The following is a 25,385-nucleotide window of genomic DNA, read 5'->3' as shown; positions in this document are numbered from 1 at the left end:
TACGGGCCTTTCGGCTATGACAGAAACAGACAAGGCGCAGGTTGTCCTGCGCCTTCAGAACATTACGAAACGGTTCGGTCCCGTCACCGCCAACGAAGACGTCAGCTTTGACCTGCACCGGGGTGAGGTGATCGCGCTTCTGGGGGAAAACGGCGCGGGCAAGACCACGCTGATGAACATCCTGTTCGGCCAGTACACCGCCGATGAAGGATCGGTGGAGCTGTTCGGCCAGACCCTGCCCGCGGGCAATCCGCGCGCGGCGCTGGATGCGGGTGTCGGCATGGTGCACCAGCATTTCACCCTCGCGGGGAACCTGACGGTCTGGGAAAACATCGTGCTGGGCGTTGATGCCCTTAGCGCTGCCAGCCTGAGGCCCGCCGCCGCCAAGGCGCGCATCCGCGACCTGTCGGAACGCTTTCACCTGAAGGTCGATCCCGACGCCAAGGTCGGCCGTCTGACCGTGGGCGAGCGTCAGCGGGTCGAGATCCTGAAGGCGCTTTACCGCGATGCAAAGATCCTGATCCTGGACGAGCCCACCGCGGTTTTGACCCCGCAGGAGGCCGACGCGCTGTTCGCCACCCTGCGCGAGGCGATTGCCTCGGGGCTGTCGGTGATCTTCATTTCCCACAAATTGCACGAAGTCATGGCGATTTCCGACCGCGTGCTGGTGCTGCGCCATGGCCGCCTTGTGGCCGAGCGCGCCACCGCAGACACCAATGGCGAGGAGCTCGCCGCGCTGATGGTCGGCGCTGAGGTCAGCGCACCAAGCATTGCCCCCGCTACCCCCGGCGCGCCGCTGCTGTCCTTGCGCGATGTCACCACGCCAGGCGCCGGATCGGCGCCGGGACTGGCACGAGTGGCGCTGGACCTGCGTGCGGGCCAGATCACCGGGCTTGCCGGGGTGTCCGGCAATGGGCAGGCGGCGCTGTCCGATCTGATCTCGGGCCTCATCGCCCCATCCAGCGGCACAATCACCCTGCACGGGCAGGCACCGCAGGGCTGGTCGCCCCGCGCCGCCATCGCAAATGGTGTGGCCCGCATTCCCGAGGACCGGCACAAGACCGGCACCATCGCCGATTTCGACCTGACCGAAAACGCGATCCTGGAAACCTACGCCACCCGGTTCAGCCAGCGCGGCTGGATGAACTGGAAAAAGGCCCGCGCCTTTGCCGAAGGCCTGATCAAGGGCTACGACATCCGCTGCCCGGGGCCCGATATCCGCATCCGCCTGCTGTCGGGCGGCAATATGCAGAAACTGATCCTCGGCCGGGTGCTCGAAGGCGCACCGGATATCATCCTCGCCAACCAACCCGTGCGCGGGCTGGACATCGGCGCGGTGAACTACGTGCATGAACAACTGGCCAAGGCCCGCGACCGCGGCGCCGCCGTTCTGCTGATCTCTGAGGACCTCGATGAAATCATGCGCCTGTCGGATGTGATCCACGTGATTTCCGAAGGGCGGCTCAGCCCGGAATTTGCCCGTGGCACCATGCGCCCCGAGGATCTGGGCCGCTGGATGGCGGGCGAAGGCTTTGACAAGGACATAACCGATGCGGCTTGAACCGATTGCAGCGCCCAGCCTTGCGCGGCGCGTGCTGCCGCCTGCGCTGGCCATCGCCGCGACCTTTGTGGTGGCGGCCCTGCTGGCGATGATCGCGGGCGGCAATCCCTTTGCCGTCTTTGGCCTGATCCTAAAAGGCGCGTTTGGATCGAAATTCGCCATTCTGGAGACGCTGAACAGCGCAACGCCGCTGATCTTTACCGGGCTGGCCATCGCGGTGGCGTTCCGCGCCAAGCTCTGGAACATCGGCGCCGAGGCGCAGCTCTATGCCGGGGCGGTGATCACTGTGGTTCTGGGTACCGGCGCCCTGTCGCTGCCTGCGCCGCTGATGCTGGCGCTCTGCGCCATCGCTGCGATGCTGGCCGGGGCGTTGATCCTCTTGGGTCCTGCCCTGTTGAAAACCCGGCTGGGCGTCGATGAAGTGGTGACGACGCTACTCCTCAACTTCATTTTCCTGTTGTTTGTCAGCTACCTGCTCGAAGGGCCGCTGAAGGATCCCATGGGCATGGGCTGGCCCAAATCCGCGCGACTGCTGCCAGAGGCTCGCCTGCCCCGCATCGTCGAAGGGCTGCGCCTGCACTGGGGCTTTGCGCTGGCGCTGATCGCGGCCCTTGGCGTCTGGGTGATCAACACCCGCACCACCCTGGGCTATGAAATGCGCGCCGTCGGCCAGAATGCCGAGGCCGCCGGTTTCGCCGGCATCCCGGTCACCAAGGTGATCCTCAAAACCGCGCTGCTGTCTGGCGGACTTGCCGGTCTTGCGGGCTTTTCCGAGGTCTCCGGCCTCAAGGGATCGCTGACGCTCGATCTCAGCCCCGGCTTTGGCTACACCGGCATCGTGGTCGCCATGCTGGCGCTGCTGCACCCGCTGGGCGTGGTTGTCGCCGCGCTGTTCGTGGCCGCCATCTTTGTCGGCGCCGACAGCATGAGCCGCGCCGCAGGCGTGCCCAGTTACCTTGCCGATATCATGCTCGCCTCGGCCCTGTTGTTCATGGTGCTGGCGATCCTTCTCACCAAATTCCGCCTGCGGAGGGACTGACATGGATCTCATCGACATCCTGCTGTCGGCCAGTTTCTGGGCTGCCGCCATCCGCATCGCATCGCCGCTGATCTTTGCCACCATCGGAGAGCTGATCTGCGAACGCGCGGGCGTTCTGAACCTCGGCATCGAGGGCATCATGGTCGCGGGCGCATTTGCAGGCTGGATCGCGGTCTGGGGCGGCCTGCCGCTGTGGGGCGGGGTCGCGGTGGCCATGCTGACCGGCATGATGCTGGGGTTGGTGCATTCGGTGTTTTCCGTGCCCTTTGGCCTGTCGCAGCACGTGGTCGGGGTCGGGCTGACGCTGTTGGCGACCTCGCTGACCTTCTATACCTACCGGGTGATCCTGCCCGAGGTGTCTTCGCCGCCGAAAATCACCGCCTTTCAGCCCTATGAGATCCCGCTTCTGTCAGATCTGCCCCTCGTAGGCCCTGCGCTGTTCTCGCAAACGCCGCTGACCTATGCCGCCTTTGTGCTGGCGGGGCTGACGGCGCTGGTGCTGTACCGGACGCCGCTGGGCCTTGCGGTGCGCGCCGCTGGAGAAAATCCGCAAGCCGTCGCGGCGCAGGGCCTGTCGGTCACCGCGATCCGCATGGGCGCGGTGGTGGTCGGCTCGGGCTTCATGGCCATTGGCGGCGCCTTCCTGACGCTGTCGGCCTTTGACAGTTTCTTCTTCGACATGGTGAACGGGCGCGGCTGGATTTGTATCGCGCTGGTCGTCTTTGGCGCCTGGAAACCCGGCAAGGCAGTGCTGGGCGCGGTACTTTTTGCCGCCTTTGACGCCCTGCAGATCCGCCTGCAACAAACCGGCATCGGGGCCGTGGTGCCCTATCAGGTCTTCCTGATGATGCCCTATATCCTGTCCATTCTGGCGCTGGTGGTGATGTCCCGCCGCGCCGAGATCCCGGCGGCGCTGATGGTGCCCTTCAACAAGGGGGAAAGATGATGTTCGACCTGATCGTCAAGGGCGGCACCCTGCCCGATGGAACAACCGCCGATATCGGCATTACAGGCGGCAAGATCACCGCCATCGAGGCCCGTCTCGATGCCGAAGCGGGTGAGGTCATCGACGCAAGCGGCGATCTGGTGGCGCCGCCTTTCGTCGATCCGCATTTCCATATGGATGCGACGCTGTCGTATGGCAAACCGCGGCTGAACGCCTCGGGCACGCTGCTGGAAGGGATCTCCCTTTGGGGGGAACTGCGCGACATTGCCACCGTGGATGAGATGGTCGAGCGCGCCCTCACCTATTGCGACTGGGCGGCCTCGATGGGGACGCTGGCGATCCGCTCTCACGTGGACACCACACCCGATCACCTCAACACCGTCACCGCCATGCTGGAGGTGAAGGAGAAGGTCAAAGATTACATCGACCTGCAACTGGTCGCCTTCCCGCAGGATGGTCTTTACCGCACCAAAACGGGGCGCGAGAACGTGATCCGCGCGCTGGATATCGGCGTTGATGTGGTGGGCGGCATCCCCCACTTCGAGCGCACCATGGCAGATGGCGCGCAGTCGATGCGCGATCTGTGCGAGATCGCCGCCGAACGCGGCCTGATGGTCGACATCCACTGCGATGAGACCGACGATCCCATGTCCCGCCATATCGAGGCGCTGGCCTATGAGACCCAGCGGCTCGGCCTGCAGGGGCGCGTCGCGGGCAGTCACCTGACCTCGATGCATTCGATGGACAATTACTATGTCAGCAAGCTGTTGCCGCTGATCGCCGAGGCCGGGATCTCCGCGATCCCGAACCCCTTGATCAACATCATGCTGCAGGGGCGGCACGATACCTTCCCCAAACGCCGCGGCCTGACCCGCGTGAAGGAAATGCAGGCCCTTGGCATCCCCGTCGGCTGGGGTCAGGACTGCGTGCTGGATCCCTGGTATTCCCTTGGCACCGGCGACATGCTGGACGTCGCCTTCATGGGACTGCACGTGGCGCAGATGAGCCACCCGGACGAAATGGCCCGCTGTTTCACCATGGTGACCGAGGTCAACGCCCAGATCATCGGACTGCAGGACTATGGCCTGAGGGTGGGCAACGACGCCTCCCTCGTGGTTCTGGATGCCAGCACCCCGACCGAGGCCGTCCGCCTGCGCCCCGCCCGTTTGGCGGTGGTGGCGAAGGGCAAGGTCATCGCCCGCAGCGCCCGTGGGGATGCAAGTCTGAGCCTGCCGGGACGTCCCGAGACTGTGCGGCGGCGGCATGAGGTGGGGTGACAGGACTGGTCCGCAGCAAAAGCATGTCCGCCCCGCTCCGAAGCAAAATATGCACCTCAAGAGTATGCTTAGAGCAGGTTGATGATCGATGCAAAACGCCAAACGGTTGACCTACGCCACAATTTGCTAGCCACCTGACTGAATGTCGTTGGCAAGAGCAACAAATTTCGCAGCGCGTTCTTGAAGGTAATTGGCCTCGTTCTGGTCCAGTCGCGTTGCAGTTATCAGTGTTCCTGGCTGGATATTCAGTATCCCGACACCCGCCGATTCTGGTTTTGCCAATCGCAGCAAAGTCAGAAGCCCTTTCTCTTTTTTCCGGGGCATCTGCTCTTTACCAAAATGTAAAAATATAATTCTTCTCTGATTGTTCGCTTCTGTACGCAAATACCAAACTGTTGTGATCCTAAGACCAGAAATCTCCACTTCAATGGGACTGCGTCCTTGCCAAGTGAGAGCGTGGTCCTCTTTCAAGTCCAGATAGTTTCGGCACAAGACCTTATAGCCCGCTGCCTTATTGGCAGAAACGCTGGAATGCAGCTCTAGAAACTTATCAGCCGACATCCTTCCCTCCTCAAAAGAGGTCATTGCTTCCCGAAACTGCTTATAGCGATCCTTTGCGGGATCATATGGCAAATCAAGATCGTCAATTATGCTTCTAGCCTTAGCCTTGTCTTTGCGCTTATCGCCATATGCAAATTCGATAAACTGACTAACTCGAATCTTCATTTTCTCTCCTATGACTGCCATAAAACAACCTTAAGGTGATTTATTTAATAATCAATAACAATACCAACACGAAGCCTTCGAATGCAGGCAGCTGAGTTTGCAGTCCAAATCAATACGGTATTAGAACAGCCCAGATACAATAGAAGAAAACCCGCCCGGCAAGGCCGGGCAGCGCCCGTCCGCCCCGTCAAACAGAAGGTTTGCCTCCGGCAAAGGGGCAGGCGCTTCGCTTCCGCCCGCGGACGGCTACGGCCCTCTGTAGTTTCCTAAACGCCCAGATACTGATCCGTCAGATCCGGGGTCAGCTCTTCCATGCGTCCGGTCCAGACGCTTTGACCCCGGTTCAGGATCACCGCGTGGTCGGCGATCTGGGCGAGTTCCTTCAGCGTCTTGTCCACCACCAGGATCGACAAGCCCGCCTCACGCTTCAGCTGCGCAATCGCCGCCCAGATTTCCTGCCGCACCACGGGGGCCAGCCCCTCGGTCGCCTCATCCAGGATCAAAAGGCGCGGGTTGGTCATCAGGGCGCGGCCGATAGCCAGCATCTGCTGCTCGCCGCCCGACAGGGAACTTGCGGTCTGGTCGCGCCGCTCCTCGAGCCGTGGGAACAGCCCGGCGACGCGCTCAAAACCCCAGGGGCCCGGGCGGGCGGCGGCGGTCAGGTTTTCCTCTACCGTCAGCGGGCCGAAACAGCGGCGCCCCTCGGGCACCAGACCAATCCCCAGCCGCGCGATCTTGTGCGAGGGCAGCTGCCGCAGGTCGTGCCCGTCAAAGCGAACCTCGCCCGCAGACGGATGCACCATGCCGCAGATCGATTTGATGGTGGTGGTCTTGCCCATGCCGTTGCGGCCCATCAGGGCGACGACCTCGCCTTCGGCCAGATCCAGCGAAACGCCAAACAGCGCCTGCGATGGGCCGTAGGAGGCCTCGACTTTGTTCAGGGACAACAGGCTCATGCGGCGTCCTCCTCTCCGAGGTAAGCACGTCGCACCTCGGGATTTGCGCGGATTTCATCGGCGGTGCCGGTGGCGATCACCGCGCCATAGACCAAGACGCTGATCCGATCAGCAAGGGCAAAGACCGCGTCCATATCGTGCTCCACGAGCAGGATCGGTGCCTCGTGACGCAACTCATCCAGAAACCCAGTGAGGGTCTTGGAGCCGCTGGCACCAAGACCGGCCATGGGTTCATCCATCAGGAACAGTTTGGGATTGAGCGTCAGTGCCACCGCGACCTCCAGCTGACGGCGCTGGCCATGCGACAGATCGGCGGTGCGCCGCTGCGCCTCATCCTGCAGACCGACGCGCTCCAAGGCGCGGCGGGCAGGCTCCAGCAGGGTCTTGTCCTTCATCACATTGCGGAAGAAGGAAAACACCCGGCCCTGCGCGCCAAGGGCGCCCAGCACCACGTTCTGCAGCACGGTGAACTCCATCGCGAGCGAGGAGATCTGGAACGTCCGCCCCAGCCCCAGCCGCGCCCGCGCCACGGTATCAAGGTCGGTGACATCGCGGCCCAGAACCTCGATCCGGCCGGTGTCGGGGCGCAGGCTGCCCGAGATCTGCTTGATCAGGGTGGATTTGCCCGCGCCATTGGGGCCGATCAGGGCGTGGATTTCACCGGGGCGCAGGTCGATGCTGACATTGTCGCTGGCCTTGAGCGCGCCGAAGCTTTTGCTGATGCCTTCGACCTGCAGCACCGGGTTTGTATGCGGATCAGTCATGGGCCACCTCACGTCCTGTCAGGGCGCCGATCAGGCCACCGCGGGCGAACAGCACCATGAGGAGCAGCAATAGCCCGAGGAAGATCTGCCAGTATTCACTGATCCCGCCTAGGAGATGCTCCAGCAGGATATAGACGGCAGCGCCTACAACAGGGCCGAACAGCCGCCCCACCCCGCCGATGATGACAAAGACCATGATTTCACCGCTGGTGTGCCAGCTCAGCATGGTCGGGCTGACAAAACGGTTGAGATCGGCATAAAGCGCGCCGGCAAGACCGGTGATCGCGCCCGAGATGACAAAAGCCACAAGCCGCAGATGAAAGGGCGTCAGCCCCACGGTCATCACCCGCTCTTCGGTCTGGCGGGCAGCCGCCAGCGCCAGGCCAAAGGGCGAGCGACCCAGCCGGGCAGAGAAAACCAGCACCAGGCAGAGGATGACATAGGCGATCATGAAGAACTGGATCGGGTCCAGCGTGTTGAGGCCGGGAAATTCGTTGCGCACCCAGATCGACAACCCGTCCTCACCGCCATAGGCGGACCAGGAGATCGCGAAATAGTAAAGCATCTGACCAAAGGCCAGCGTGATCATGATGAAATAGACGCCCGAGGTGCGCAGCGACAGCGCCCCGATCACCAGCGCCACCAGCGCGCTGGCCAGGGTCGCGATCAGCCAGATTATCGGCATCTGATTGGTGCCTTCGATCAGAAACGGCACCTGCATCAGCGGCTCATAGTTCTGGGCATGGGCGGCCAGAATGCCCATGGCATAGCCGCCGATCCCAAAGAACGCCGCATGGCCAAGGCTCACCAGCCCGCCGATCCCCAGCGCGATATTGAGGCCGACACCGGCCAGCGCCAGGATCGCGACCTTGGTAGCGAGGGTAATGATAAAGGGTTCGTCCATGGCATTGGCCCAGAGCGGCACCGCCAGTAGCGCCAGCGCCAGCGCCCAGTTGAACAGGTTTTCGCGGATCATGCTCATGCGCTCCCCCCATAAAGTCCCGAGGGGCGCACCAGCAGAACCGCCGCCATCAGGATGTAGATCAGCATCGATGCCAGCGAGGCCCCGACCGAGGCAGCACTGGCCGGTTCCAGGAACAGACCGAAAAATTGCGGCAGGAAGACCTTGCCCAGCGTATCCGTTAGCCCCACCAGCAGCGCGCCGACAAGCGCGCCCTTGATCGAGCCGATGCCACCGATGACGATCACCACAAAGGCGAGGATCAGAACCGGCTCTCCCATGCCGACCTGAACCGATTGGATGGCTCCGACCAGCGCGCCCGCAAGGCCCGCCAGCGCGGCGCCAAGGGCAAAGACCAGCGTATACAGCCGGGAAATATCCACCCCCAGCGCTGCGATCATCTCGCGGTCGGCTTCACCGGCGCGGATCTGGATCCCGATACGGGTGCGGGCGATCAGCCAGAACAGCAGCGCCGCCACCACCAGCCCGATACCTATGATAGCAAGGCGGTAGGCCGGGTATTCGATACCACCCGGCAGGCTGAGCGGCCCGGCCAATGCGGCAGGCACATCCAGAAACAGCGGGAAGGAGCCAAAGATCCAGCGGGTGCCTTCGGAGAAAATCAGGATCAGCGCAAAGGTCGCCAGGACCTGATCAAGGTGATCGCGATCATAAAGCCGCCGGATCACCGCGATCTCGACCACGGCCCCGGCCGCAGCAGCCGCAGCCAAACTGGCAATCAGCGCCAGCAGGAAGGAACCGGTCAGCCCGGCCACTGCCGCCGCCGCGAAGGCCCCAACCATGTAAAGCGCACCATGGGCGAGGTTGATCAGGCCCATAACGCCAAAAACCAGCGTCAGGCCCGCAGCCATGAGAAACAGCATGACCCCGAACTGCAATCCGTTCAGGATCTGCTCAAGAATGAGAACAATGGACATGGGAGATTTCCGTTCTGACGGGGGCGCCAATGCGGCGCCCCCGCAGGGAGGATCAGATTACATCTTGCACTCGGCCGCGTAGGCGTCGGAATGATCTGTCAGACTGGTGCCGATGATCTTATTGGTGAAGATATCACCTTCCTTGATGACCTCGCGGACGTAGATGTCCTGGATCGGGTGCTGGTTCGGACCAAAGCTGAACTTGCCCCGCACCGATGCGAAATCGGCTTCTTTCAGGGCAGCGCGGAAGGCGTCCTTGTCCGACACGTCGGCCTTGTCCAGCGCGCTCAGGATCAGGTTGGCGGTGTCATAGCCCTGCGCCGCATAAAGCGACGGCAGGCGGCCGTATTTTTCCTGGAAGCCCGAAACGAATTCGGCGTTGGCCGCATTGTCCAGATCCTTGTTCCATTGCGAGGTGTTCTTTACCCCCAGCGCCGCATCGCCAACGGCCTGCAGGATACCCTGGTCAAAGGAGAAGGCCGGACCCACTACGGGCAGATCGATACCGCTGGCGGCGTATTGCTTGAGGAAGGAGATCCCCATACCGCCGGGCAGGAAGAAGAAGACCGAGTCGGCGCCGCTGGCACGGACCTGCGCCAGTTCGGCAGCATAATCGGTCTGACCCAGCTTGGTGTAGATCTCACCCGCCAGTTCACCCTTGTAGAAGCGCTTGAACCCGTTGAGGGAATCCTTCCCGGCCGGATAGTTCGGCGCCATGATGAAGGTCTTCTTGAAATCGGCGCTGGTGGCATAGGCACCGGCCGCTTCGTGCAGGTTGTCGTTCTGATAGGAGACCGAGAAATAGTTCGGGTTGCAGCCCTTGCCCGCCAGCTGCGCCGGCGCCGCATTGGTCGACAGGTAGAACAGCCCCTGCCCGGTCGCCGAGGGTACCACGGCCATGGCCAGGTTCGACCAGACGATACCGGTCAGGATATCCACCTTTTCGGACTGGATCATCTGATCGGCGATCTGGACTGCGGTTGCAGGTTTGCGCTGATCATCCTCGATCACCACTTCGACGTCATCGCGCCCGGCGTTTTCCATCGCAAGCATGAACCCGTCGCGGGTATCCACGCCAAGGCTGGCGCCGCCGCCGGACAGGGTGGTGATCATGCCAATCTTGGTCTCGGCCTGCGCCGCGACGGCCAGAGCGGACACCGCTGTCGCCAGCGCCAGTGTTTTGATTGCTTTCATTTCCTATAGTCTCCCTATTGCAGTTATCGACCGGATCCGCGTTGGCCGCGGTTATTCCTGTGACCCCACTATTTCCGCTTCGCGCGGGTGGCGCCAGTCCTTGATCGCCTTTTCCCTTTGACGGGGACACCTTCTGCCGTTTGCCGTGCAGTGGTGGATTTCACATCCTGACGTTTCATCCGCCGCCCGGGGCAAGGCTGCCGCATCCGGCAGGCCCACCGCCTGGTGGCTGACCTCAAAACTCTAGGCGGCTTCTCTGTTTTGTTTCAAGATTAAAATATTAAACCCTAAAACATAATTTAGGACCAGGGCGGCGCAGGGGCCGCACCGCCCAAGGGTTTCGCGACATTCAGGCGCGCCAGAAGATACGCAACCAACACTCAATCAATTGATATAATTCAAATATTGCAAAGCCATGCTTTCGTGCCCATCCACTCAGGCGACGCCATGACCAGACCGCCCGGACCGCTCATTTCGCGGTCAAATACCATCTGCATCAGGCCCATTCCGCGGATCACTCGGGGCATATTTACCGTCCCAAACACAACCTCCGGGCCTTGTACAACCCGTTCCCGGCCAAATCGTCCGGGAAGGAACACAGCCCAAGCGATCGATGCCATCCTCAGACGAATCGCATCAGGGAGTACGATTTTTTGATGTTATCCGACACGATCCCGCTGCGATCCACAGTCGACCCTGATCCCTGCTCAGTGCCGAAGCAGGCGACCGGGGCCGCGGCACAGCTCGGGCTCCCCCGCCAGCTGCGCCATATGCCAGGCCAGCACCTGATTGCTGCTCAGCACCGGCCTGCCCAGCCGCGCCTCAAGATCGTCGATGATATCCAGCGTGCGCAGGTTGGTGCAGGACAGGAACACCGCATCGGCGTCCCCGGCCACGGAAAGGGCCGCCGCGTGGATCGAGGCCGGATCGATCCGCGCCACCCGCGCCTCCACCTCTTCCCCGAACGACACGGTGCCGCTGACATCATACCCCCGCGCCGCAAAAGCCTGTCGGACCGGGGCGCTGACGCTTTCCACATAAGGCGACACCAGGGCCAGCGACCGGACGTCCAGCGTCGCAAGCGCTGCCAGAGCCGCGGTCAGAGGATCGGTGACATGGGTCGAGGCAGCGCCCTGCCGTACCAGATCCGCGACCCGGTCCGCGCCGATCAGGGTGGTGCCCGAAGTGCAGCCATAGCCGATCACGTCGAATTCCGCCGCCGGGGGCAACAGCGCGGCAGCCGCTGGCAGCGTCTCTTTCATGGTGGCAATGGTATCCGGGGTCAGCTCATCGCCGCTGGGAATACGGCTGACATGATGGGCGACCTCTCCTCCCGGCAACAGACGGCGCATGTCCTGCTCCAGCGTCTCATCCACCTGCAGTACGATATGGCCAAAGGTTGCGCGGCTGCCGATCGGGCCAGTCAGCTCATAGGGGAAATTCTGCATGATCTACTCCAGAACCGGCAGCTCTGCCGGGGCACGGGTGGACAAAAGCTCGGGGCCGCTGTCGCGCAGGACGATGTTTTCCTCGTGCACCAGAATGCGGCCCGGGGCGATCTCGGCGCCCGGTTCCAGCGTCAGCACCATCCCGGCGCGCAGCACCGTCTGATCCTTGGGCGTAAACGAGGGCCATTCGGTCAGCGTCACCCCCAGTCCATGGCCAAGCCGCCCGCCGCCGGGCGTGGCGCCATGGGCACGCAGCCCCTCGCAGAGAATCCGGTGCGCATCCGCGGCGGTCATGCCGGGGCGCAGCTTCTCCAGCGCCAGATCCGTGGCCGCATAAAGCGCCGCATGCGCCTGCGCGGTCTCAGGCGCGACCGGACCGATGGCGAAATTGCGGTCGAAATCGCAGAAATAGCCATCGCGCACCGCGCCGGTGTCCAGCATCAGCACATCGCCTGCCGCCAGCGGCTGCGGCGTCGCCGGAGAGATCACATCACCGTAGCCGCCCGGCCCGGCGCCGCCCGCCGTGTAGCTGACCCAATCGGCGCCCTCTTCCAGCAGCACCCGCTGAAAATCGCGGAACACCGCATCAAGCGGCCTGCCGGAGCCTGCGAACTCCGGCACCCGGGCAAAACTGCGATCCGCCACCGCGCAGGCGGCGCGGATCTTGGCCACCTCGGGATCTGACTTTATCTCGCGCACCCGCTGCACTACATCCGTGGCATCCACCATGCGGCGCGGCGCCAGGCGCGCGGTCAGCGCCATGTAATCGCCAAGCGCCATGCGCAATTGCGTCTCCAGCCCCATCGGCGTGCCGATGGCCCCGGTTTCCGGCACCAGATCGCCAAGGGTCGCTGCCAGCAGGCTGACGCCATCGTCCTTCGGATCCGGCGCATCCCAGCAGCGAATGTCGGAAATCCAGCTTTGCCGCATCAGATCCGCGCCAATCGCGGGGATCACCGCAACCGGGTCACCTTTGGCCGGGACCACCACAAACCAGGGGCGCGCCGGGCTTTCCCAGAACCGCGTCAGGAACCCAGTGACATAGAAGATATCCGCCGCCGTAGTCAGCAGAAGCGCCTCCATGCCCGCTGCCGCCATGCCCGCCTGCAGGGCATCGCGCCGCCGCAGGAACTCACCCCGGTCAAAGCCGCGGGCGGGCTCAGCCATCTTCCGGCCCTTCGCTGAGGATGGCCAGCACCCGCGCATCGGGTCCCAGATCCTTCACACGCCCCGCCAGAAGCGCTGCCAGACCGGCGCCGCCCGATGGCGTCGTTGCATAGCCATATTCGGCGAGGGTCCGGACCCCTGCGGCGGCTTCTTGCTCGGATATGGTTGCAAAGACATCGGCATCGCGCGCCAGCCCGTTCAGCGCCACCATCGACGGGGTCTTGCAATCGAGCCGCCCCATGGAGGACACCGGCCCCTGCGTGTCCTGCAATTCGCCGCTGCGAATACTCTCGATCAGCGCGGGCGCCGCGTCCGGTTCGACCACGATGATCTGTGGCGCATTCCCCCAGACCTGCCGCGCATAGGCGGCCACCGCAGCCGCCAGCCCGCCGACACCCGCCTGCAGGAAGATATGCGTCGGTACCCCGTCGATCTGGGCGACAGCCTCGGCGGCCAATTGCAGATAGCCCTCCATCACCGCGATGGCCGGGGCGCTGTAGCCGGGCCATGAGCTGTCGGAGAGCAGCGTCCAACCGTTCTCTTCGGCATCCGCCGCAGCAGCGGCCATGCTGGCCTCGTAATTATCACCGGCGCGTACCACCCGGGCGCCCTTGTCGCGCAGCCGCTGGGCAAAGGCCTCGGGCACCGCCCGCGACAGGTAGATCACCGCCTCGGCCCCGAAAAGCCGCGCCCCAGCCGCAACGGACAGCCCGTGATTACCGGCGCTTGCCGTGGCATAGGTTTGTCCGTGCAGGGCCGTTTCCCAGACCTGAGAGGCGCCGATCTTGTCCTTCAATGCATCGGCCGCTGCGCTGGCAATGCAGTAGGCCGCGCCCAGCGCCTTGAAACTGCCAAGGCCCATGCGGGCGCGCTCGTCCTTGATCCAGATCCTGGCCACCCCGGCCTTTTTCGCCAGCTCATCCGCCTCGATCAGCGGTGTGATCGCATGACGCGGACATAGTGTCAGCAGCTTGGCCACCGCATCGGCGGCAACGCTGGGATAAAGCTGAGGCTCAGTTCCCGCGACCGGCAACGCGCCGCCCCGCCACATGTTATCGAGTGTCTTGCTCAACGCCCCATCCATGGATCGACCTCCTCTTCTTTTTGTTGTTCGATTTTTGCCCAACCTAATCTGCACCGCCATCGGTTTCTCGGAAATTTCGCCGCCCTGCAGGCCGATTTTCTGATGAATTTTCACATTTGATGCAGAATACCGGACAATGGCAGCACTCCGGCTGTGCAAGTCACGGAAAAACGGACAAACTTGCAGCCCTAAGGAGGCGTGACATGGACAGATTCGACCAGCTCATCCTTGCCGCGATCCAGGACAACAACCGGCTGACAGCCGAGGCCCTGTCGCATATCGCCGGGCTTTCCCCCGATGCCTGCCGCAAGCGGCTGACCCGGCTGCGCGCGCAGGGCTATGTCGATGCCGATATCGCGATGCTCAATCCTGAAAAACTGGGCCGTGGACTGATGCTGATCGTCGAGGTCACCCTACACAGCGAGCGCGCCGAGGATATCGATCGCTTCCGCCGCCGCATGGTCGAGGCGCCCGAGGTCATGCAGTGCTATTATGTGACCGGCAATGCCGATTTCATCGTCATCCTGACCGCCCGCGACATGCCCGATTTCGAAGCCTTCACCCGGCGGCATTTCTTTGACGAAGAAAATATCACCCGGTTCCGTACCTCCGTGGTGATGAACCGGGTGAAAACAGGCTTCTCGCTGCCGATCCTGCCGGACGCGGACACAGAGGGCGACGGCGCCTAGCCCTCGTGGCCGCCGATCTGCCGCTCCATCAACCGCTGGTAAAGGCGCGGCGCCAAGCTGTTCACCCACCAGGCCAGCCGCGCCACCCGTCCCACCGGGATCATCGGCTGCCGTCGGCCAAGCCCGCGCAGGATCTCCTCGGCAGCAGCCTCGGGCGTCATGTAATCCATCCCATCTGCGGCCGATCCCGGCCGCGCGATGCCGTCGATCTGACGCTGGTCGTTGCCGATATTGGTGGCCACGAAAGACGGCGCCGCGATCAGCACATCGACACCATAGGGCCGCTCTTCCGAGCGCAGGGATTTGAAGAACCCCTCCAGCGCGTGTTTTGACGCCGCATAAGAGGTACGATGATAAAGCGGCGCAAACCCCGCCACCGAAGACACCGCGATATGCGTCCCCGATGCCCGCCGGACCGCCGCCAGAAAATGCCCGGCCATGGCGACGGCGGCAAAATAGTTGATGTCGAACACCCGCCGGTGACTGGCCTCGTCGATGGTATCAAAGCCCCCGATCTGGGTGATACCGGCGTTGTAGATGACCAAATCAATCACCGGATACTGCTGCTCGATTTGCTCAGCCTTGCTGCGCAACTGGGTCGCATCGGTCAGATCGCAGCGGATCGGGATCTGGGTCTCGCTGCTGTCCAGCCCCGAGATATCCAGATCCAGCAGGACCACCCGCCAGCCCCGCGCCTTCAGCGCCGTGGACAAGGCCCGGCCAAGCCCACCGGCGCCGCCGGAAATGACTGCTGTTTTCTTCTTCGTCATAGGCCTGCCTGCTGCCTCCACAGATCGAACACCTCGGCGCTGGTCAGCTCGGGCGTATAGCCGAAGTCCCGTTTCAGGGCGCTGTTGTCCAGTACCGGCCGGTATTGCAGGAACCGCACCTGTTCCGGCCCGTATTGGCTGAGACCAAGAGGTTTCGCGAGCGCCAGCGCCGCCTTCAGCACCCAGGCCGGCAGGCGCAGAACCGGTTTACCCAGCGCCTGCGCCAGATCGGTGACGCCCATGGCGCCATCCCCGGCGACGTTGAAGACTCCTTCTGGTCCATCGGTTGCCGCGCGGGCCAGAATGCGGGCCAGATCGCGGGTCCAGATAAAGACAAAGGGGCTTTCGCTGCCCGTCACCGCCAGCAGGCGCGGACGGCGGAACAGGGCGGTGATCTGGTTTTCCGTTCCCGCCCCCAGCACCGTGCCGACGCGCAGGATCACCTGCTGCAGCTGCGGCGCCGAACGACGGTATTCGGCCAGCATTTCCTCGACCTGACGCTTGTGGTCGGAATAGGCGAACTCCGGATTGCCGCGCAGGCTGTCGTTCTCGCGCAGCGGCTGCGGGTTGTCCGCGTGATAGCCATAGGCCGCGCCAGAGGAGGTCACGACGATACGTTCCACCCCATGCGCCACGGCGGCCTCCAACACCTTGCGCGTGCCCGCGACATCGACGGCATAAGCGAAATCGCGGCTGCTGCCCTTGGGCGGGGTCACGATGGAGGCCAAATGCAAAATCACGTCGGGCTTATATTCGCCGATGACCCGGGCGGGATCATCGGTTGTGACATCCATGCGGCAGAACTCTCCGCCCTTGGGCAGATCCGCAGGCGGCGCCAGATCCGAGGCGATCACCCGGCAGGCGGGCAGCTCCCACAGCAGGGCACGGCCCACCATGCCAGCAGCGCCGGTGATCAGAACGGTTTTGGTCTTTGCATCCTCGGTCATCGCGTCGCCTCCGTTCGGGACATCAGAGCGGCCAGTGCCAACCCCGATATGGCATGCCAGATCCCCCAGAAGGCTGCCGCGACGGCCATGCCGCCCAAGCCCCCGAAGAAGGCAAAGATCAGCACCAGACCGAGACCCGAGTTCTGGATGCCAGTCTCTATCGTCACCGCACGCCGGTCATAAGGCGACAGCCGCGCCAGCGTCGCGGTGATCCAGCCCCCGCCAAGCGCCACCGTATTGTGCAGGATCACCAGCCCGGCGACCGCGCCTGCGAATTGCAGGAAGAAGCCCCAGTTGGCCGCCAGCGCGAGCACGATAAAAGCAACGAAGATCCCCATCGACAGCCATTGCAGGGGCCGCCGGATGCGTGCCGTCAGATCGGGCGCCCGCATATTGAGCTGCACCCCCAACACGAGGGGCAGGATCAGCATCAGACCGACGGTGATGGCGATCTGCACCGGGTCGATCTCGGTCTGCTGCAGGATCGCCCGCGTCGGTGGGTAAAGCCCACCCCAGAGTCCAATATTGATCGGTGTCAGCAGGATCGCCCCCACGGTGGCAAACCCCGTCATCGACACAGACAGGGCGGAATTGCCGCCCGCGCGATGGGTGATGAAATTGGAGATATTACCGCCCGGGCAGGCCGCCACCAGAATGAGCCCCAGCGCAATCGAGGGACGCGGCGCGGTCAGCCAGACCAGCGCAAAGGTCAGCACCGGCAGCACGATGAACTGCGACAGCAGCCCGACGATCAGCGGTTTGGGCGCCCGTCGCAGCTGGTGAAAATCAGAAGGCTTCAGATCGATCGCGATGGAGAACATAACCACCGCGAGGATCCCATTCAGAAGCGTCAGAGAGGCGGGGCTGAAATTCAGCGTGATCTCATCAATCCCGCTCATGCGCCCGCCCCGGAGAGCCGCTTGATCCAGCCCGTGACCGCCTTGCGATAGGTCGCCTTGTCCACGTAGTAGGCCATCCGCGCCAGTTTCAGATAGGCCATACCGCCGGTTGCGCGTTCAAATCCCGCGGCCTTTTCCGCCTTCAGGGCCTTGGCCCCGGCATTGCCGGTCTCAAGCCCCTTGATATAGCGCGCGACCATCTCGGCCTGCTCGTGCCGTCCCTGCCAGCCAAGGCCGCTGGCCTCGACCATGCCGAGAACGAACAGATCGTCGCGCGCAGGGTGCATCGCGTTGAGATACAGATGCGGTGCATCGCCCTGCCAGTTCAGCAACTCCTTATCGATAAAGGGATAGTGCAGCTTGTAGCCCGTCGCAGCGAGGATCATGTCATACTCGCTGCTGCTGCCATCGGTGAAATGCACCGTCTTGCCGTCTATCCGGTCAATATCGGGGCGGATCTTTAGATCGCCGTGGCCCGCGTGATAGAGCACCAGCGAATTCACCACAGGATGGCTTTCGTAAAGTTGGTAATCGGGTTTCGGGAAGCCATACTTTTGCGGATCGCCCACAAACCATTTCAGGATCAGACCATCGATGCGCCGCTTCAGCCACATCGGCAGCTGGATCAGCCCGCCCATGGTGTCTGCCGGTTTGCCAAAGACGTATTTGGGTACGAAGTAGTAGCCGCGCCGCATCGACAGATCGCAGCTGTTGCCATGGTGGATCGCATCCACCGCGATGTCGCAGCCCGAATTGCCCGCGCCTACCACCAGCACGCGCTTACCGCCGAACTGCTCGGCCTTGCGGTATTGGCTGGAATGGATCAGCTCGCCCGTGAAGTCGCCTGGGAATGTCGGCATGTTCGGCTCTGACAGGGTGCCATTGGCGATCAGCACACCGGCAAATTCGGCGCTGTGCTCGCCCTCCGGATCGCGCCAGGTGACGCGCCAACCCTCGCCCGGACCGCCCAATGGTTCGGTCTTCAGGACCTCGGCGTTGAAGTGATACCGCTCCCGCAGGCCGAAATGATCCGCGAAATCGTGGAAATAGTTTTTCAGCTCCCGATGCGAGGGGTATTCGGCCACCTCGTCCTTCATCGGGAAATCCGCAAATTCCGTCATCCGCTTGGATGAGATCAAATGGGCGCTTTCGTACATCGTGGAGTTCGGCCCCTCGATGTCCCACAAACCGCCCACATCCGAATGCAATTCAAACCCCTGAAAGGGAATGCCCTGTTCGACCAACACCTTGGCCATGGCCAGCCCCATTGGCCCGGCGCCGATGAGGGCATACTGCCCGCGCGTTTCCGTCATAATTCCTCCCTGTCCTCCGAGATTAGATTGAACAAACGTTCAAAATAAGGCAAGATATTTTCACCAACGGGAGTTTTTCGTGGAAAAACAACGCAAACGCGCCCCTTCGGCGCGGTCACTGCAGACCAAGGCGCGGATCCTGGACGCCGCCGAAGCGCTCTTTGCCGAGCGCGGATTCGAAGGTGCCTCGCTACGCGATATCGCAGCGCTGGCCGGGGTACAGGTCGGGCTGGTGCACCATCACGGTGGCGGCAAGGAAGAGCTGTTTCACCAGACCGTCACCCGCCGTGCCGATGAACTGGCCGACGTGCGTCTGGCAGGGCTGGAGCGCCTCAGGGCCGAGGGTGCCCTGTCGCTGCGGGGGCTCCTGGATGTCTTCATGCGGGCCTATGTGACGCTGGCACGCACCGGCGGCCCCCATTGGCAGCACTATGGCCGCCTGGTGGCGCATGTGTCCGCCGATCCGCGCTGGCGGCCGCTGGCGGCGCAGTGTTTCGACCCCACGGCCAACCGGTTTATCGAGGAGATTCTGGCGCTTTATCCGCAGGCTGAACGTCAGGCCGCCGCCACCGGTCAGGTTTATTCCGTGGCTGCGATGCTCGCCTTTCTCAACACCGGCTGGCGGATCGAGGCGCTGAGCCCCGGCGCCGCCGAAGCGCAGGTCGACCAGCTGATCGCCTTTTGCACCGCAGGAATGGAGGCGATCCTGACAGCGGACCCCATCCAACCGTAAGACGGATAGGCAGAGCTAGAGCGACCGCCCCAGGCTGATGGTCGGGCTCAACTGCACGCAAACGGGCGGCGTTGGCTGATCCGCCTCCCGCGTCTCAAGCACGATGCGCGCGGCGCGTTCGCCGATCTCGCTGCGGCAGGCATCAGTGGTGGCCAGTTCCTGCGGAAGTCCTTGCAGGATCTGCAGGTTATTGAACCCCGCCAGCGCCACGTCGCCGGGCACCGAAAGCCCCTCGGCCTGGCAATGCATAAGACCGCCGACGCTCATCACGTCGCTGGAATAATAGATGCACTCCAGTTCCGGCGTGCGCTCCAGCATCTGCGCGGTCAGCTGACGCCCGGTCTGGATCGAGCTTTCTCCGGCATAATGTTCCCGGTCCATCAGCGTGACACCCTGCTCTGCCAATCCTTCGACAAAGCCGTCAAAACGTTTACGGGCGCGGAAATCCTGCGGCATCTTGGTGCCGATAAAGCCGATCTGCCGATAACCCTGCGACAGGATCTGCGCCGCCATGTCGCGTCCCGCCTGCAGATGGGAAATGCCGACGCAGTGGCGCACCGGGGTGCCATCCACATCCATCACCTCCACCACCGGGCAATCCGCCTGCTCGAGCATGCGCCGGGTGGCCTCAGTGTGCTCCAGCCCCGCCACGATCAATCCCGAGGGACGCCAGCTCAGCATTTCGCGAATCACGGCCTCTTCTTCATCGAGTTCATAGCCCGATACGCCAACCACCGGTTTCAGCTGCGTTTCCTTCAGCACGTGGGAAATCCCCGACAGCACCTCTGGAAAGACAAAACTGTTCAGCGACGGCACCACCACCGCAACCAGATTGACCGATTGCGAGGACAACGATCCGGCGATGCGATTGGGCACATAGCCGTGGGCACGGGCGATTTCCTCGACCCGCGCCCGGGTTGCCTTGGACACATCCGTGGTCCCGCGCAACGCGCGAGAGGCGGTCATTTCACTGACCCCGGCCAGACGGGCGACGTCCTTGAGCAGCAGCTTCTTTGTCATGCGCGCATGGTCCAGCACTTCGCGCCCAGCCGCAAGAGGCAGCGGGCCGGGATTAGCCGATGATTTCAGGCAGGGTTGATTTACTTGATCGTTATCGATAACGAATACACAAATGTTAGCGCCACCGCTATCGTTACCGCAACCAAGGGGCGATTCTAAACACGCCCACTGCACGGAGACACATGCCATGACCCTCAAGATCGCAATCAACGGATTTGGCCGCATCGGCCGTGGCGTTCTGCGCGCCCTGCTGGAACGCGGCGACACCGACATCGACGTGGTGGCGATCAACGATCTGGCCCCCGCCGAAACCCTGCTGCATCTGCTGAAATACGATTCCGTGCATGGTCGCCTGCGCGCGCCTGTCTCTCTCGCGGACGGCGTCCTGCGGGTGGGTCGCCACACCATCCGGCTCAGCGCCGAGCGCAACCCGGCGGATCTGCCCTGGGAAGGCGTCGACATCGCCTATGAATGCACCGGCCTGTTCACCAGCCGCGATGCGGCGGCGGCGCATTTGGGCAATGGTTCGAAGCGCGTCCTGATCTCCGCCCCCGGCAAGGAGGTCGACCGCACCGTGGTCTATGGCGTCAACCACATGGATCTGACCGCAGACGACCTGGTGGTCTCCAACGCCTCCTGCACCACCAACTGCCTGGCGCCCGTGGCGCAGGTGCTGGATCAGGCCTTTGGCATCAAGACTGGCTACATGACCACCATTCACGCCTATACCGGCGACCAGCCGACCCACGACAGCCCGCACAAGGACCCCTATCGCGCCCGCGCCGCGGCCCTGTCGATGATCCCAACCTCCACCGGCGCCGCCCGCGCCATCGCAGAGGTGCTGCCGCATCTGAAAGGACGGCTGGAAGGTTCTGCCATCCGGGTGCCGACGCCGAATGTCTCGGTTGTCGATCTCAGCTTTGTGCCCGAACGCGCCGCCACGGTCGAAGAGGTGAATGACGCCCTGCGCGCGGCCTCTGAAAACGGGCTGGCGGGCATTCTGGCCTATGAAGAGGATCCGATGGTCTCGGTCGATTTCAACCACGACCCGCATTCGTCCTGCTTTGCCGCCGCGCAGACCGCTGTCACCAGCGAAGGGCTGGTGCGGGTGGTCAGCTGGTATGACAACGAATGGGGCTTTTCCAACCGCATGCTGGACACCGGCCGCCACATGGGCCGCCTGATGAAGCCAGAAGAGATGGCGCTCGCCAGCTGAGCGCATAAGACCAAGCAATCACTGACCCACGCGGCAGATCATGGCGGGTGGGATTGCACGGGGGCCGCGCGCAGCGGCCCCTTTTTCGTGCCGTATAAGGCTCCGATCACCCGGCCTTGCGGACCTCGTCGGCGGCGCCTGTGATCGTGGCCAGCGCCGCCTCTACCGTGGCTGCATCATGGACCAGCGGGTGGCGCAGCCCATGGGTGGCAAAGACGCGCCGGATATCCAGCCCCGCCCCCGTCAGCCACAGGGCGACGCCTTGCTTTTGAGCCTTATGCGCCAGTCCTTCGATCATATTGGCGCCGGTTGAATCCAGAAACGGCACCGCCGAGAAATCCACGATCAGCGCCTTGTGGCTATCCTGAATGCGGTCCAGCACCGACCCGATCGAGGCGGTGGCGCCAAAGAACAGCGCCCCGGTGATGCGGTAGACCACGACATCCGGGTTCGCCGCCTGCTCTTCGTGGTATTCGCCGCGCCCATCGGCGCTATCGGCCTCGTCCCGCCCGACCAATGGCGTATGCCGCGACACCGCCGTTGCCCGGCTCATCCGCTGGATGAACAGCACCGATCCCAGGGCAAGACCGACAACGATGGCCTCGGTCAGATCGCGGAAGATGGTCAGGAAGAAGGTCGCGGCCAGAACCGTCGCCTCACCCCAGCCCGAGCGCAGCAGGATGGCGATCGCAGGCCGTTCGATCATGTTCCACGCCACCACGGCCAACACCCCGGCCAGCCCCGCCAGCGGAATGTAGGAGGCCAGCGGCGCCGCGATCAGCATGAACAGCAGCAGGAAGACCGCGTGCAACATCCCCGCGATGGGACCATGCGCCCCGGCGCGCACGTTGGTCGCAGTGCGGGCAATGGTGCCGGTGACGCAAAAGCCGCCGAACAGGGAGGAACCTATATTGGCCGCCCCTTGCGCGACCAACTCGCAATTAGAGCGGTGACGGCGCCCGGTCATGCCATCGGCCACCACTGCCGACAGCAGCGATTCAATGGCCCCCAGCAGGGTAAAGGACACCGAAGAGGGCAGCACCGCCAGAATGTGATCCAGCGACAGATCCGGCAGGCGCGGCGCAGGCAACGAGGCGGGAATGCCGCCGAATTTGGTGCCGATGGTCTGCACCGGCAGTGCCAGAAATGCCGTGGCCGTCGCCGCCAGCGCCACTGCGATCAGCATGCCGGGCCAATGCGGGCGCCAGCGTTTGAGGCCAAGGATCACCGCAACGGTTACAATCGACAGGCCCAGCGCCGCCGGGGTGATGCTGTCCCTCACCTCCCAAAGCGCCGGGAGTTTTTCCAGCAGCTCTCCCGGTTCATGAGGCAAGGTCAGCCCGAACAGCTCTTTGATCTGGCTGGCAAAGATGATCACCGCGATCCCCGCCGTGAAGCCCACGGTGACCGGAAAGGGAATGAACTTGATAAAGGTGCCCAGCCGCAGGAACCCCACCGCCAGCAGCATCAGCCCCGACAGGAAGGTCGCCAGTATCAGCCCTTCGATCCCGTGCTGCGCCACCGTTGCAGCGACCAGAACGATAAAGGCACCCGCCGGGCCGCCGATCTGGAACCGCGACCCTCCGAGCAGCGAGACCAGAAATCCGCCGACAATCGCCGTATAAAGCCCCTGCGCCGGGGTCGCCCCCGAGGCGATGGCGATGGCCATCGACAGGGGCAGCGCCACGATGGCGACCGTCAGCCCGGCAATGGCATCGCCGCGCAGCCGCGCCAGACCGTAGCCTTCGCGCAGCACGGTAATCAGTTTCGGGGTAAACAGCTCTGCAAAGCTTGGCGCTTCATGCGCACTGCTGGTCTGGTCTTTCATCTGGGCCGCACCTTTGGTTGGTGTGCGGCGGGATCGTCGGCATAACGTCGGCGGTCGCCGTCGCGGATTTGGATCTTAAGGGGTCTGGGGTGGAGATTTCAGGCGCACACCGCGCCCGCCAGCCGTGCTGGGCACGCCTTCGGCGATCAGCTCGATACCCGCCTGTTCCAGCGCAGTGACCACCTTGGTCAGGCTGTCGACCACGCCCCGGACGTTGCCGGCGCTGGCCTCCATGCGCTGGATCGTCGGCACCGAAAGCCCGGCGCGTTCCGCGAGGGTTTTCTGATCAATACCAAGAAGGGCACGCGCCGCGCGCATCTGGGGGCCGGTAATCATGAAGCACACCTGAAATTACACTATGGGGATTCCATATGGGTATAGTGATATATTAAATATCAAAATCAAAGTCCAGAGGTGTACCTTCACAACAATATGCGTCGCCCTGACTGGTACACGCAAAAAGGGCCACGCGATGCGCGGCCCTTGCCTCAATCCGCCCAACCGAGCGGAGATATCTGATCTGCCCGTCTAGATCCGGAACACCGGTTGCAGCAGACGCGGGATGAAGGAACGGAACCGCAGCGCCGCATTGGTGGCGGCCAGGCAGATACAGGCTGCGCCCTCTTCGGCCACCGGAGTATGCTCCAGATCGCTGTCTGCAATCTCCACATCGCCGACGCCAAAACGTCCGGTTTCATCGTGGAACGCGCCCTGCAGCACCAGCGTCAGCTCCAGCCCGTTGTGGCCATGGTCCGGCACCGCCTGCCCCGAGGGGATATATAGCAATCGCACGCTGCCGCCCTTGCCATGAGACAAGATCGACTGGCGCACCCCCATGCCGAGCGGTTTCCACTTCGGGGGCAGCCCGCCCAGCGCCTCCATCACCGGTCCGGGAAACACACCAGAGCGGTGATAGGCCGGGGGCGCGGGCTCAACAGGGTCATCCAGCGCATCCAGAAGCCGCGCCTTCAGATCCGCCGACACAGCCACTCCGGCCTCGGTGCCACAGGCATTTTCAAGCATGGCGCCGCCAACCGCCTCATGCGCGCCCAGCCGGGCGCGGCACTCGTCGCACATAGAGATATGCGCCGCCAGCACCAGCGAGAAAGCCTGTTCCAGGCTCCCCGAGGCATAGGCGATCAGCAGCTCATCAGGGATATGATGGGTGATGCTGCTCATGAGGTTTCAGTTCCCTTCAATTCGTGCCGCAACCGTTCCAGTCCAAGCCGGATGCGGGATTTTATCGTGCCAAGCGGCAGACCCGTTTCAGCGCGGATGTCCGAATGGCTCAGCTCGCCGAGGTAAGCCTTTTCCACCATCTCGCGTTGTGCGGGCTTCAGCCGCTTCAAGGCCTCCCTCAGGCGCGACGTCTCTTGCTCCAGGGCAACGATCTGCGCCGCGTCTTCCTGCACCTCTTCGGGTTGCTTCAACTCTTCGGGTACGGGGCGGCGTTCCTTTCGGATCACATCGATCTGACGATTTCGCGCGATTTGGTAAATCCAGGACGACACCTGCGCCCGCTGCGGGTCGAACAGGTGTGCCTTGCGCCAGACCGTCAGCATCACGTCCTGCACGATATCCTCGGCCTGCCCCTGTGAAATGCCCGAGCGGCAGATCACCCCTTTGAGCCGCGGCGCAAAGTGGTCGAACAGCAAGCCAAAGGCGGCCCGGTCCCGCTGGTCCCGCACCGCAAGCATCCAGAGGGTCTGCTCAGAAAAGCTGTTGGTATCCACTTGTTTCCTTTCCCGCGCATCGGCGGTCACCTCACCTACCGTAACCGGTAGCTCGGGCGCATCAAGAGCGGGATCTGCATCAAGTTCCAACATGCCAGTGTTACGTGGCGCCGCTGCGACTGGATCAAAAGCCACCAGATTTTTTTCTGCGCGAACGCATCGCTTCGATTTCATCC

25 protein-coding genes are annotated in these 25,385 nt (G+C 63.2%); 7 read left to right on the top strand and 18 right to left on the bottom strand.

Annotation, left to right across the window (positions count from 1 at the left end; translation table 11 throughout):
• Positions 1–16: 16 nt before the first annotated feature.
• Genes SM765_RS06935 through SM765_RS06920 form a run of 4 tightly spaced genes read left to right on the top strand, consistent with a single transcriptional unit; the run spans position 17 to position 4,823 of the window.
• Entirely contained in the window at positions 17–1,561 is a 1,545-nt protein-coding gene (locus SM765_RS06935) for an ABC transporter ATP-binding protein (RefSeq protein WP_274837612.1), read from the top strand.
• Complete coding sequence (locus tag SM765_RS06930; protein WP_274837611.1) at positions 1,551–2,600, top strand: ABC transporter permease; 1,050 nt, start codon at positions 1,551–1,553, stop codon at positions 2,598–2,600. Before SM765_RS06935 ends, SM765_RS06930 begins: the two co-directional genes overlap by 11 nt.
• 1 nt (position 2,601) lies before the next feature.
• On the top strand, positions 2,602–3,546 hold the full coding sequence (locus tag SM765_RS06925) for an ABC transporter permease (protein ID WP_065272625.1): 945 nt from the start codon (positions 2,602–2,604) through the stop codon (positions 3,544–3,546).
• Positions 3,546–4,823: an amidohydrolase family protein gene (locus tag SM765_RS06920; RefSeq protein WP_274837610.1), complete on the top strand. Its 1,278-nt coding sequence runs from the start codon at positions 3,546–3,548 to the stop codon at positions 4,821–4,823. Before SM765_RS06925 ends, SM765_RS06920 begins: the two co-directional genes overlap by 1 nt.
• A gap of 126 nt (positions 4,824–4,949) precedes the next feature.
• On the opposite strand, the gene SM765_RS06915 is transcribed toward SM765_RS06920, so the two are convergent.
• The 9 genes from SM765_RS06915 to SM765_RS06875 form a co-directional block, all read right to left on the bottom strand.
• Complete coding sequence (locus tag SM765_RS06915; protein WP_274837609.1) at positions 4,950–5,549, bottom strand: hypothetical protein; 600 nt, start codon at positions 5,547–5,549, stop codon at positions 4,950–4,952.
• Between the two features lie 266 nt (positions 5,550–5,815).
• A complete protein-coding gene (locus tag SM765_RS06910) occupies positions 5,816–6,505 on the bottom strand; it encodes an ABC transporter ATP-binding protein (RefSeq protein WP_274837608.1) in 690 nt (229 codons plus the stop codon).
• On the bottom strand, positions 6,502–7,269 hold the full coding sequence (locus SM765_RS06905) for an ABC transporter ATP-binding protein (protein WP_274837607.1): 768 nt from the start codon (positions 7,267–7,269) through the stop codon (positions 6,502–6,504). Before SM765_RS06905 ends, SM765_RS06910 begins: the two co-directional genes overlap by 4 nt.
• Positions 7,262–8,245, bottom strand: coding sequence for a branched-chain amino acid ABC transporter permease (locus tag SM765_RS06900; RefSeq protein WP_274834701.1), 984 nt, complete (start codon positions 8,243–8,245; stop codon positions 7,262–7,264). The genes SM765_RS06905 and SM765_RS06900 overlap by 8 nt, the downstream gene beginning before the upstream one ends.
• A gap of 2 nt (positions 8,246–8,247) precedes the next feature.
• On the bottom strand, positions 8,248–9,168 hold the full coding sequence (locus SM765_RS06895; RefSeq protein ID WP_065272621.1) for a branched-chain amino acid ABC transporter permease: 921 nt from the start codon (positions 9,166–9,168) through the stop codon (positions 8,248–8,250).
• A 57-nt stretch (positions 9,169–9,225) separates the two neighbouring features.
• Positions 9,226–10,362 carry an ABC transporter substrate-binding protein gene (locus SM765_RS06890; RefSeq protein ID WP_065272620.1) on the bottom strand — a complete coding sequence of 379 codons (1,137 nt, stop codon included), beginning with the start codon at positions 10,360–10,362 and terminating at the stop codon, positions 9,226–9,228.
• Between the two features lie 707 nt (positions 10,363–11,069).
• Positions 11,070–11,810 carry a maleate cis-trans isomerase family protein gene (locus SM765_RS06885; protein WP_274837606.1) on the bottom strand — a complete coding sequence of 247 codons (741 nt, stop codon included), beginning with the start codon at positions 11,808–11,810 and terminating at the stop codon, positions 11,070–11,072.
• 3 nt (positions 11,811–11,813) lie between these two features.
• Positions 11,814–12,977, bottom strand: a complete 1,164-nt coding sequence (locus SM765_RS06880; RefSeq protein WP_274837605.1) for a M24 family metallopeptidase — start codon at positions 12,975–12,977, stop codon at positions 11,814–11,816.
• Positions 12,970–14,061 carry a pyridoxal-phosphate dependent enzyme gene (locus tag SM765_RS06875; protein ID WP_274837604.1) on the bottom strand — a complete coding sequence of 364 codons (1,092 nt, stop codon included), beginning with the start codon at positions 14,059–14,061 and terminating at the stop codon, positions 12,970–12,972. Before SM765_RS06875 ends, SM765_RS06880 begins: the two co-directional genes overlap by 8 nt.
• A 203-nt stretch (positions 14,062–14,264) precedes the next feature.
• Here SM765_RS06875 and SM765_RS06870 point away from each other — a divergent pair, with 203 nt between their 5' ends.
• The gene (locus SM765_RS06870; protein ID WP_274827682.1) at positions 14,265–14,750 is read left to right on the top strand and encodes an Lrp/AsnC family transcriptional regulator; all 486 of its coding nucleotides are present in this window, start codon (positions 14,265–14,267) and stop codon (positions 14,748–14,750) included.
• Here SM765_RS06870 and SM765_RS06865 read toward each other — a convergent pair.
• From SM765_RS06865 to SM765_RS06850, 4 genes are read right to left on the bottom strand one after another with little or no spacing between them, the layout of a single operon-like run.
• Entirely contained in the window at positions 14,747–15,520 is a 774-nt protein-coding gene (locus SM765_RS06865; protein WP_274837603.1) for an SDR family NAD(P)-dependent oxidoreductase, read from the bottom strand. The genes SM765_RS06870 and SM765_RS06865 overlap by 4 nt on opposite strands.
• Complete coding sequence (locus SM765_RS06860; RefSeq protein WP_274837602.1) at positions 15,517–16,467, bottom strand: SDR family oxidoreductase; 951 nt, start codon at positions 16,465–16,467, stop codon at positions 15,517–15,519. Before SM765_RS06860 ends, SM765_RS06865 begins: the two co-directional genes overlap by 4 nt.
• The gene (locus tag SM765_RS06855; protein ID WP_274837601.1) at positions 16,464–17,366 is read right to left on the bottom strand and encodes a bile acid:sodium symporter family protein; all 903 of its coding nucleotides are present in this window, start codon (positions 17,364–17,366) and stop codon (positions 16,464–16,466) included. Before SM765_RS06855 ends, SM765_RS06860 begins: the two co-directional genes overlap by 4 nt.
• A complete protein-coding gene (locus SM765_RS06850; RefSeq protein ID WP_274837600.1) occupies positions 17,363–18,679 on the bottom strand; it encodes a flavin-containing monooxygenase in 1,317 nt (438 codons plus the stop codon). Before SM765_RS06850 ends, SM765_RS06855 begins: the two co-directional genes overlap by 4 nt.
• A gap of 79 nt (positions 18,680–18,758) precedes the next feature.
• Between SM765_RS06850 and SM765_RS06845 the strand changes: the two genes are divergently transcribed.
• Positions 18,759–19,412 carry a TetR/AcrR family transcriptional regulator gene (locus SM765_RS06845; RefSeq protein ID WP_274837599.1) on the top strand — a complete coding sequence of 218 codons (654 nt, stop codon included), beginning with the start codon at positions 18,759–18,761 and terminating at the stop codon, positions 19,410–19,412.
• A gap of 15 nt (positions 19,413–19,427) precedes the next feature.
• Here SM765_RS06845 and SM765_RS06840 read toward each other — a convergent pair whose 3' ends face one another.
• On the bottom strand, positions 19,428–20,432 hold the full coding sequence (locus SM765_RS06840) for a LacI family DNA-binding transcriptional regulator (RefSeq protein WP_274837598.1): 1,005 nt from the start codon (positions 20,430–20,432) through the stop codon (positions 19,428–19,430).
• 187 nt (positions 20,433–20,619) lie between these two features.
• Between SM765_RS06840 and gap the strand changes: the two genes are divergently transcribed.
• On the top strand, positions 20,620–21,648 hold the full coding sequence (gene gap / locus SM765_RS06835; protein WP_274831363.1) for a type I glyceraldehyde-3-phosphate dehydrogenase: 1,029 nt from the start codon (positions 20,620–20,622) through the stop codon (positions 21,646–21,648).
• 106 nt (positions 21,649–21,754) lie between these two features.
• Here gap and SM765_RS06830 read toward each other — a convergent pair whose 3' ends face one another.
• The 4 genes from SM765_RS06830 to SM765_RS06815 all read right to left on the bottom strand — a co-directional run bounded on the left by SM765_RS06830 (position 21,755) and on the right by SM765_RS06815 (position 25,302).
• Positions 21,755–23,476: a SulP family inorganic anion transporter gene (locus tag SM765_RS06830; protein ID WP_274837597.1), complete on the bottom strand. Its 1,722-nt coding sequence runs from the start codon at positions 23,474–23,476 to the stop codon at positions 21,755–21,757.
• A gap of 75 nt (positions 23,477–23,551) precedes the next feature.
• A complete protein-coding gene (locus tag SM765_RS06825) occupies positions 23,552–23,812 on the bottom strand; it encodes a helix-turn-helix domain-containing protein (RefSeq protein ID WP_274831365.1) in 261 nt (86 codons plus the stop codon).
• A gap of 192 nt (positions 23,813–24,004) precedes the next feature.
• A complete protein-coding gene (locus SM765_RS06820) occupies positions 24,005–24,655 on the bottom strand; it encodes a ChrR family anti-sigma-E factor (RefSeq protein WP_274837596.1) in 651 nt (216 codons plus the stop codon).
• Complete coding sequence (locus tag SM765_RS06815) at positions 24,652–25,302, bottom strand: sigma-70 family RNA polymerase sigma factor (RefSeq protein ID WP_065272605.1); 651 nt, start codon at positions 25,300–25,302, stop codon at positions 24,652–24,654. The genes SM765_RS06820 and SM765_RS06815 overlap by 4 nt, the downstream gene beginning before the upstream one ends.
• Between the last annotated feature and the right edge of the window lie 83 nt (positions 25,303–25,385).

The organism is Pseudophaeobacter sp. 1A09344 (genome assembly GCF_041008745.1).
Taxonomy (GTDB): Bacteria; Pseudomonadota; Alphaproteobacteria; order Rhodobacterales; family Rhodobacteraceae; genus Phycobacter; species Phycobacter gallaeciensis_A.
Note: the sequence above shows the minus strand (reverse complement) of the source record. Positions and strands in the feature narration are given on the sequence as shown.

Bases quoted from the DNA above. Each gene is read 5' to 3' on its own strand.
- SM765_RS06935 (WP_274837612.1), top strand. From the start codon at position 17: ATGACAGAAACAGACAAGGCGCAGGTTGTCCTGCGCCTTCAGAACATT.
- SM765_RS06930 (WP_274837611.1), top strand. From the start codon at position 1,551: ATGCGGCTTGAACCGATTGCAGCGCCCAGCCTTGCGCGGCGCGTGCTG.
- SM765_RS06910 (WP_274837608.1), bottom strand. From the start codon at position 6,505: ATGAGCCTGTTGTCCCTGAACAAAGTCGAGGCCTCCTACGGCCCATCG.
- SM765_RS06880 (WP_274837605.1), bottom strand. From the start codon at position 12,977: ATGGCTGAGCCCGCCCGCGGCTTTGACCGGGGTGAGTTCCTGCGGCGG.
- SM765_RS06830 (WP_274837597.1), bottom strand. From the start codon at position 23,476: ATGAAAGACCAGACCAGCAGTGCGCATGAAGCGCCAAGCTTTGCAGAG.
- SM765_RS06895 (WP_065272621.1), bottom strand. From the start codon at position 9,168: ATGTCCATTGTTCTCATTCTTGAGCAGATCCTGAACGGATTGCAGTTC.
- SM765_RS06875 (WP_274837604.1), bottom strand. From the start codon at position 14,061: ATGGATGGGGCGTTGAGCAAGACACTCGATAACATGTGGCGGGGCGGC.
- SM765_RS06905 (WP_274837607.1), bottom strand. From the start codon at position 7,269: ATGACTGATCCGCATACAAACCCGGTGCTGCAGGTCGAAGGCATCAGC.
- SM765_RS06820 (WP_274837596.1), bottom strand. From the start codon at position 24,655: ATGAGCAGCATCACCCATCATATCCCTGATGAGCTGCTGATCGCCTAT.
- SM765_RS06885 (WP_274837606.1), bottom strand. From the start codon at position 11,810: ATGCAGAATTTCCCCTATGAGCTGACTGGCCCGATCGGCAGCCGCGCA.
- SM765_RS06915 (WP_274837609.1), bottom strand. From the start codon at position 5,549: ATGAAGATTCGAGTTAGTCAGTTTATCGAATTTGCATATGGCGATAAG.
- SM765_RS06815 (WP_065272605.1), bottom strand. From the start codon at position 25,302: ATGTTGGAACTTGATGCAGATCCCGCTCTTGATGCGCCCGAGCTACCG.
- SM765_RS06900 (WP_274834701.1), bottom strand. From the start codon at position 8,245: ATGATCCGCGAAAACCTGTTCAACTGGGCGCTGGCGCTGGCGCTACTG.
- SM765_RS06825 (WP_274831365.1), bottom strand. From the start codon at position 23,812: ATGATTACCGGCCCCCAGATGCGCGCGGCGCGTGCCCTTCTTGGTATT.
- SM765_RS06860 (WP_274837602.1), bottom strand. From the start codon at position 16,467: ATGACCGAGGATGCAAAGACCAAAACCGTTCTGATCACCGGCGCTGCT.
- SM765_RS06840 (WP_274837598.1), bottom strand. From the start codon at position 20,432: ATGACAAAGAAGCTGCTGCTCAAGGACGTCGCCCGTCTGGCCGGGGTC.
- SM765_RS06925 (WP_065272625.1), top strand. From the start codon at position 2,602: ATGGATCTCATCGACATCCTGCTGTCGGCCAGTTTCTGGGCTGCCGCC.
- SM765_RS06890 (WP_065272620.1), bottom strand. From the start codon at position 10,362: ATGAAAGCAATCAAAACACTGGCGCTGGCGACAGCGGTGTCCGCTCTG.
- SM765_RS06870 (WP_274827682.1), top strand. From the start codon at position 14,265: ATGGACAGATTCGACCAGCTCATCCTTGCCGCGATCCAGGACAACAAC.
- gap (WP_274831363.1), top strand. From the start codon at position 20,620: ATGACCCTCAAGATCGCAATCAACGGATTTGGCCGCATCGGCCGTGGC.
- SM765_RS06850 (WP_274837600.1), bottom strand. From the start codon at position 18,679: ATGACGGAAACGCGCGGGCAGTATGCCCTCATCGGCGCCGGGCCAATG.
- SM765_RS06865 (WP_274837603.1), bottom strand. From the start codon at position 15,520: ATGACGAAGAAGAAAACAGCAGTCATTTCCGGCGGCGCCGGTGGGCTT.
- SM765_RS06855 (WP_274837601.1), bottom strand. From the start codon at position 17,366: ATGAGCGGGATTGATGAGATCACGCTGAATTTCAGCCCCGCCTCTCTG.
- SM765_RS06920 (WP_274837610.1), top strand. From the start codon at position 3,546: ATGTTCGACCTGATCGTCAAGGGCGGCACCCTGCCCGATGGAACAACC.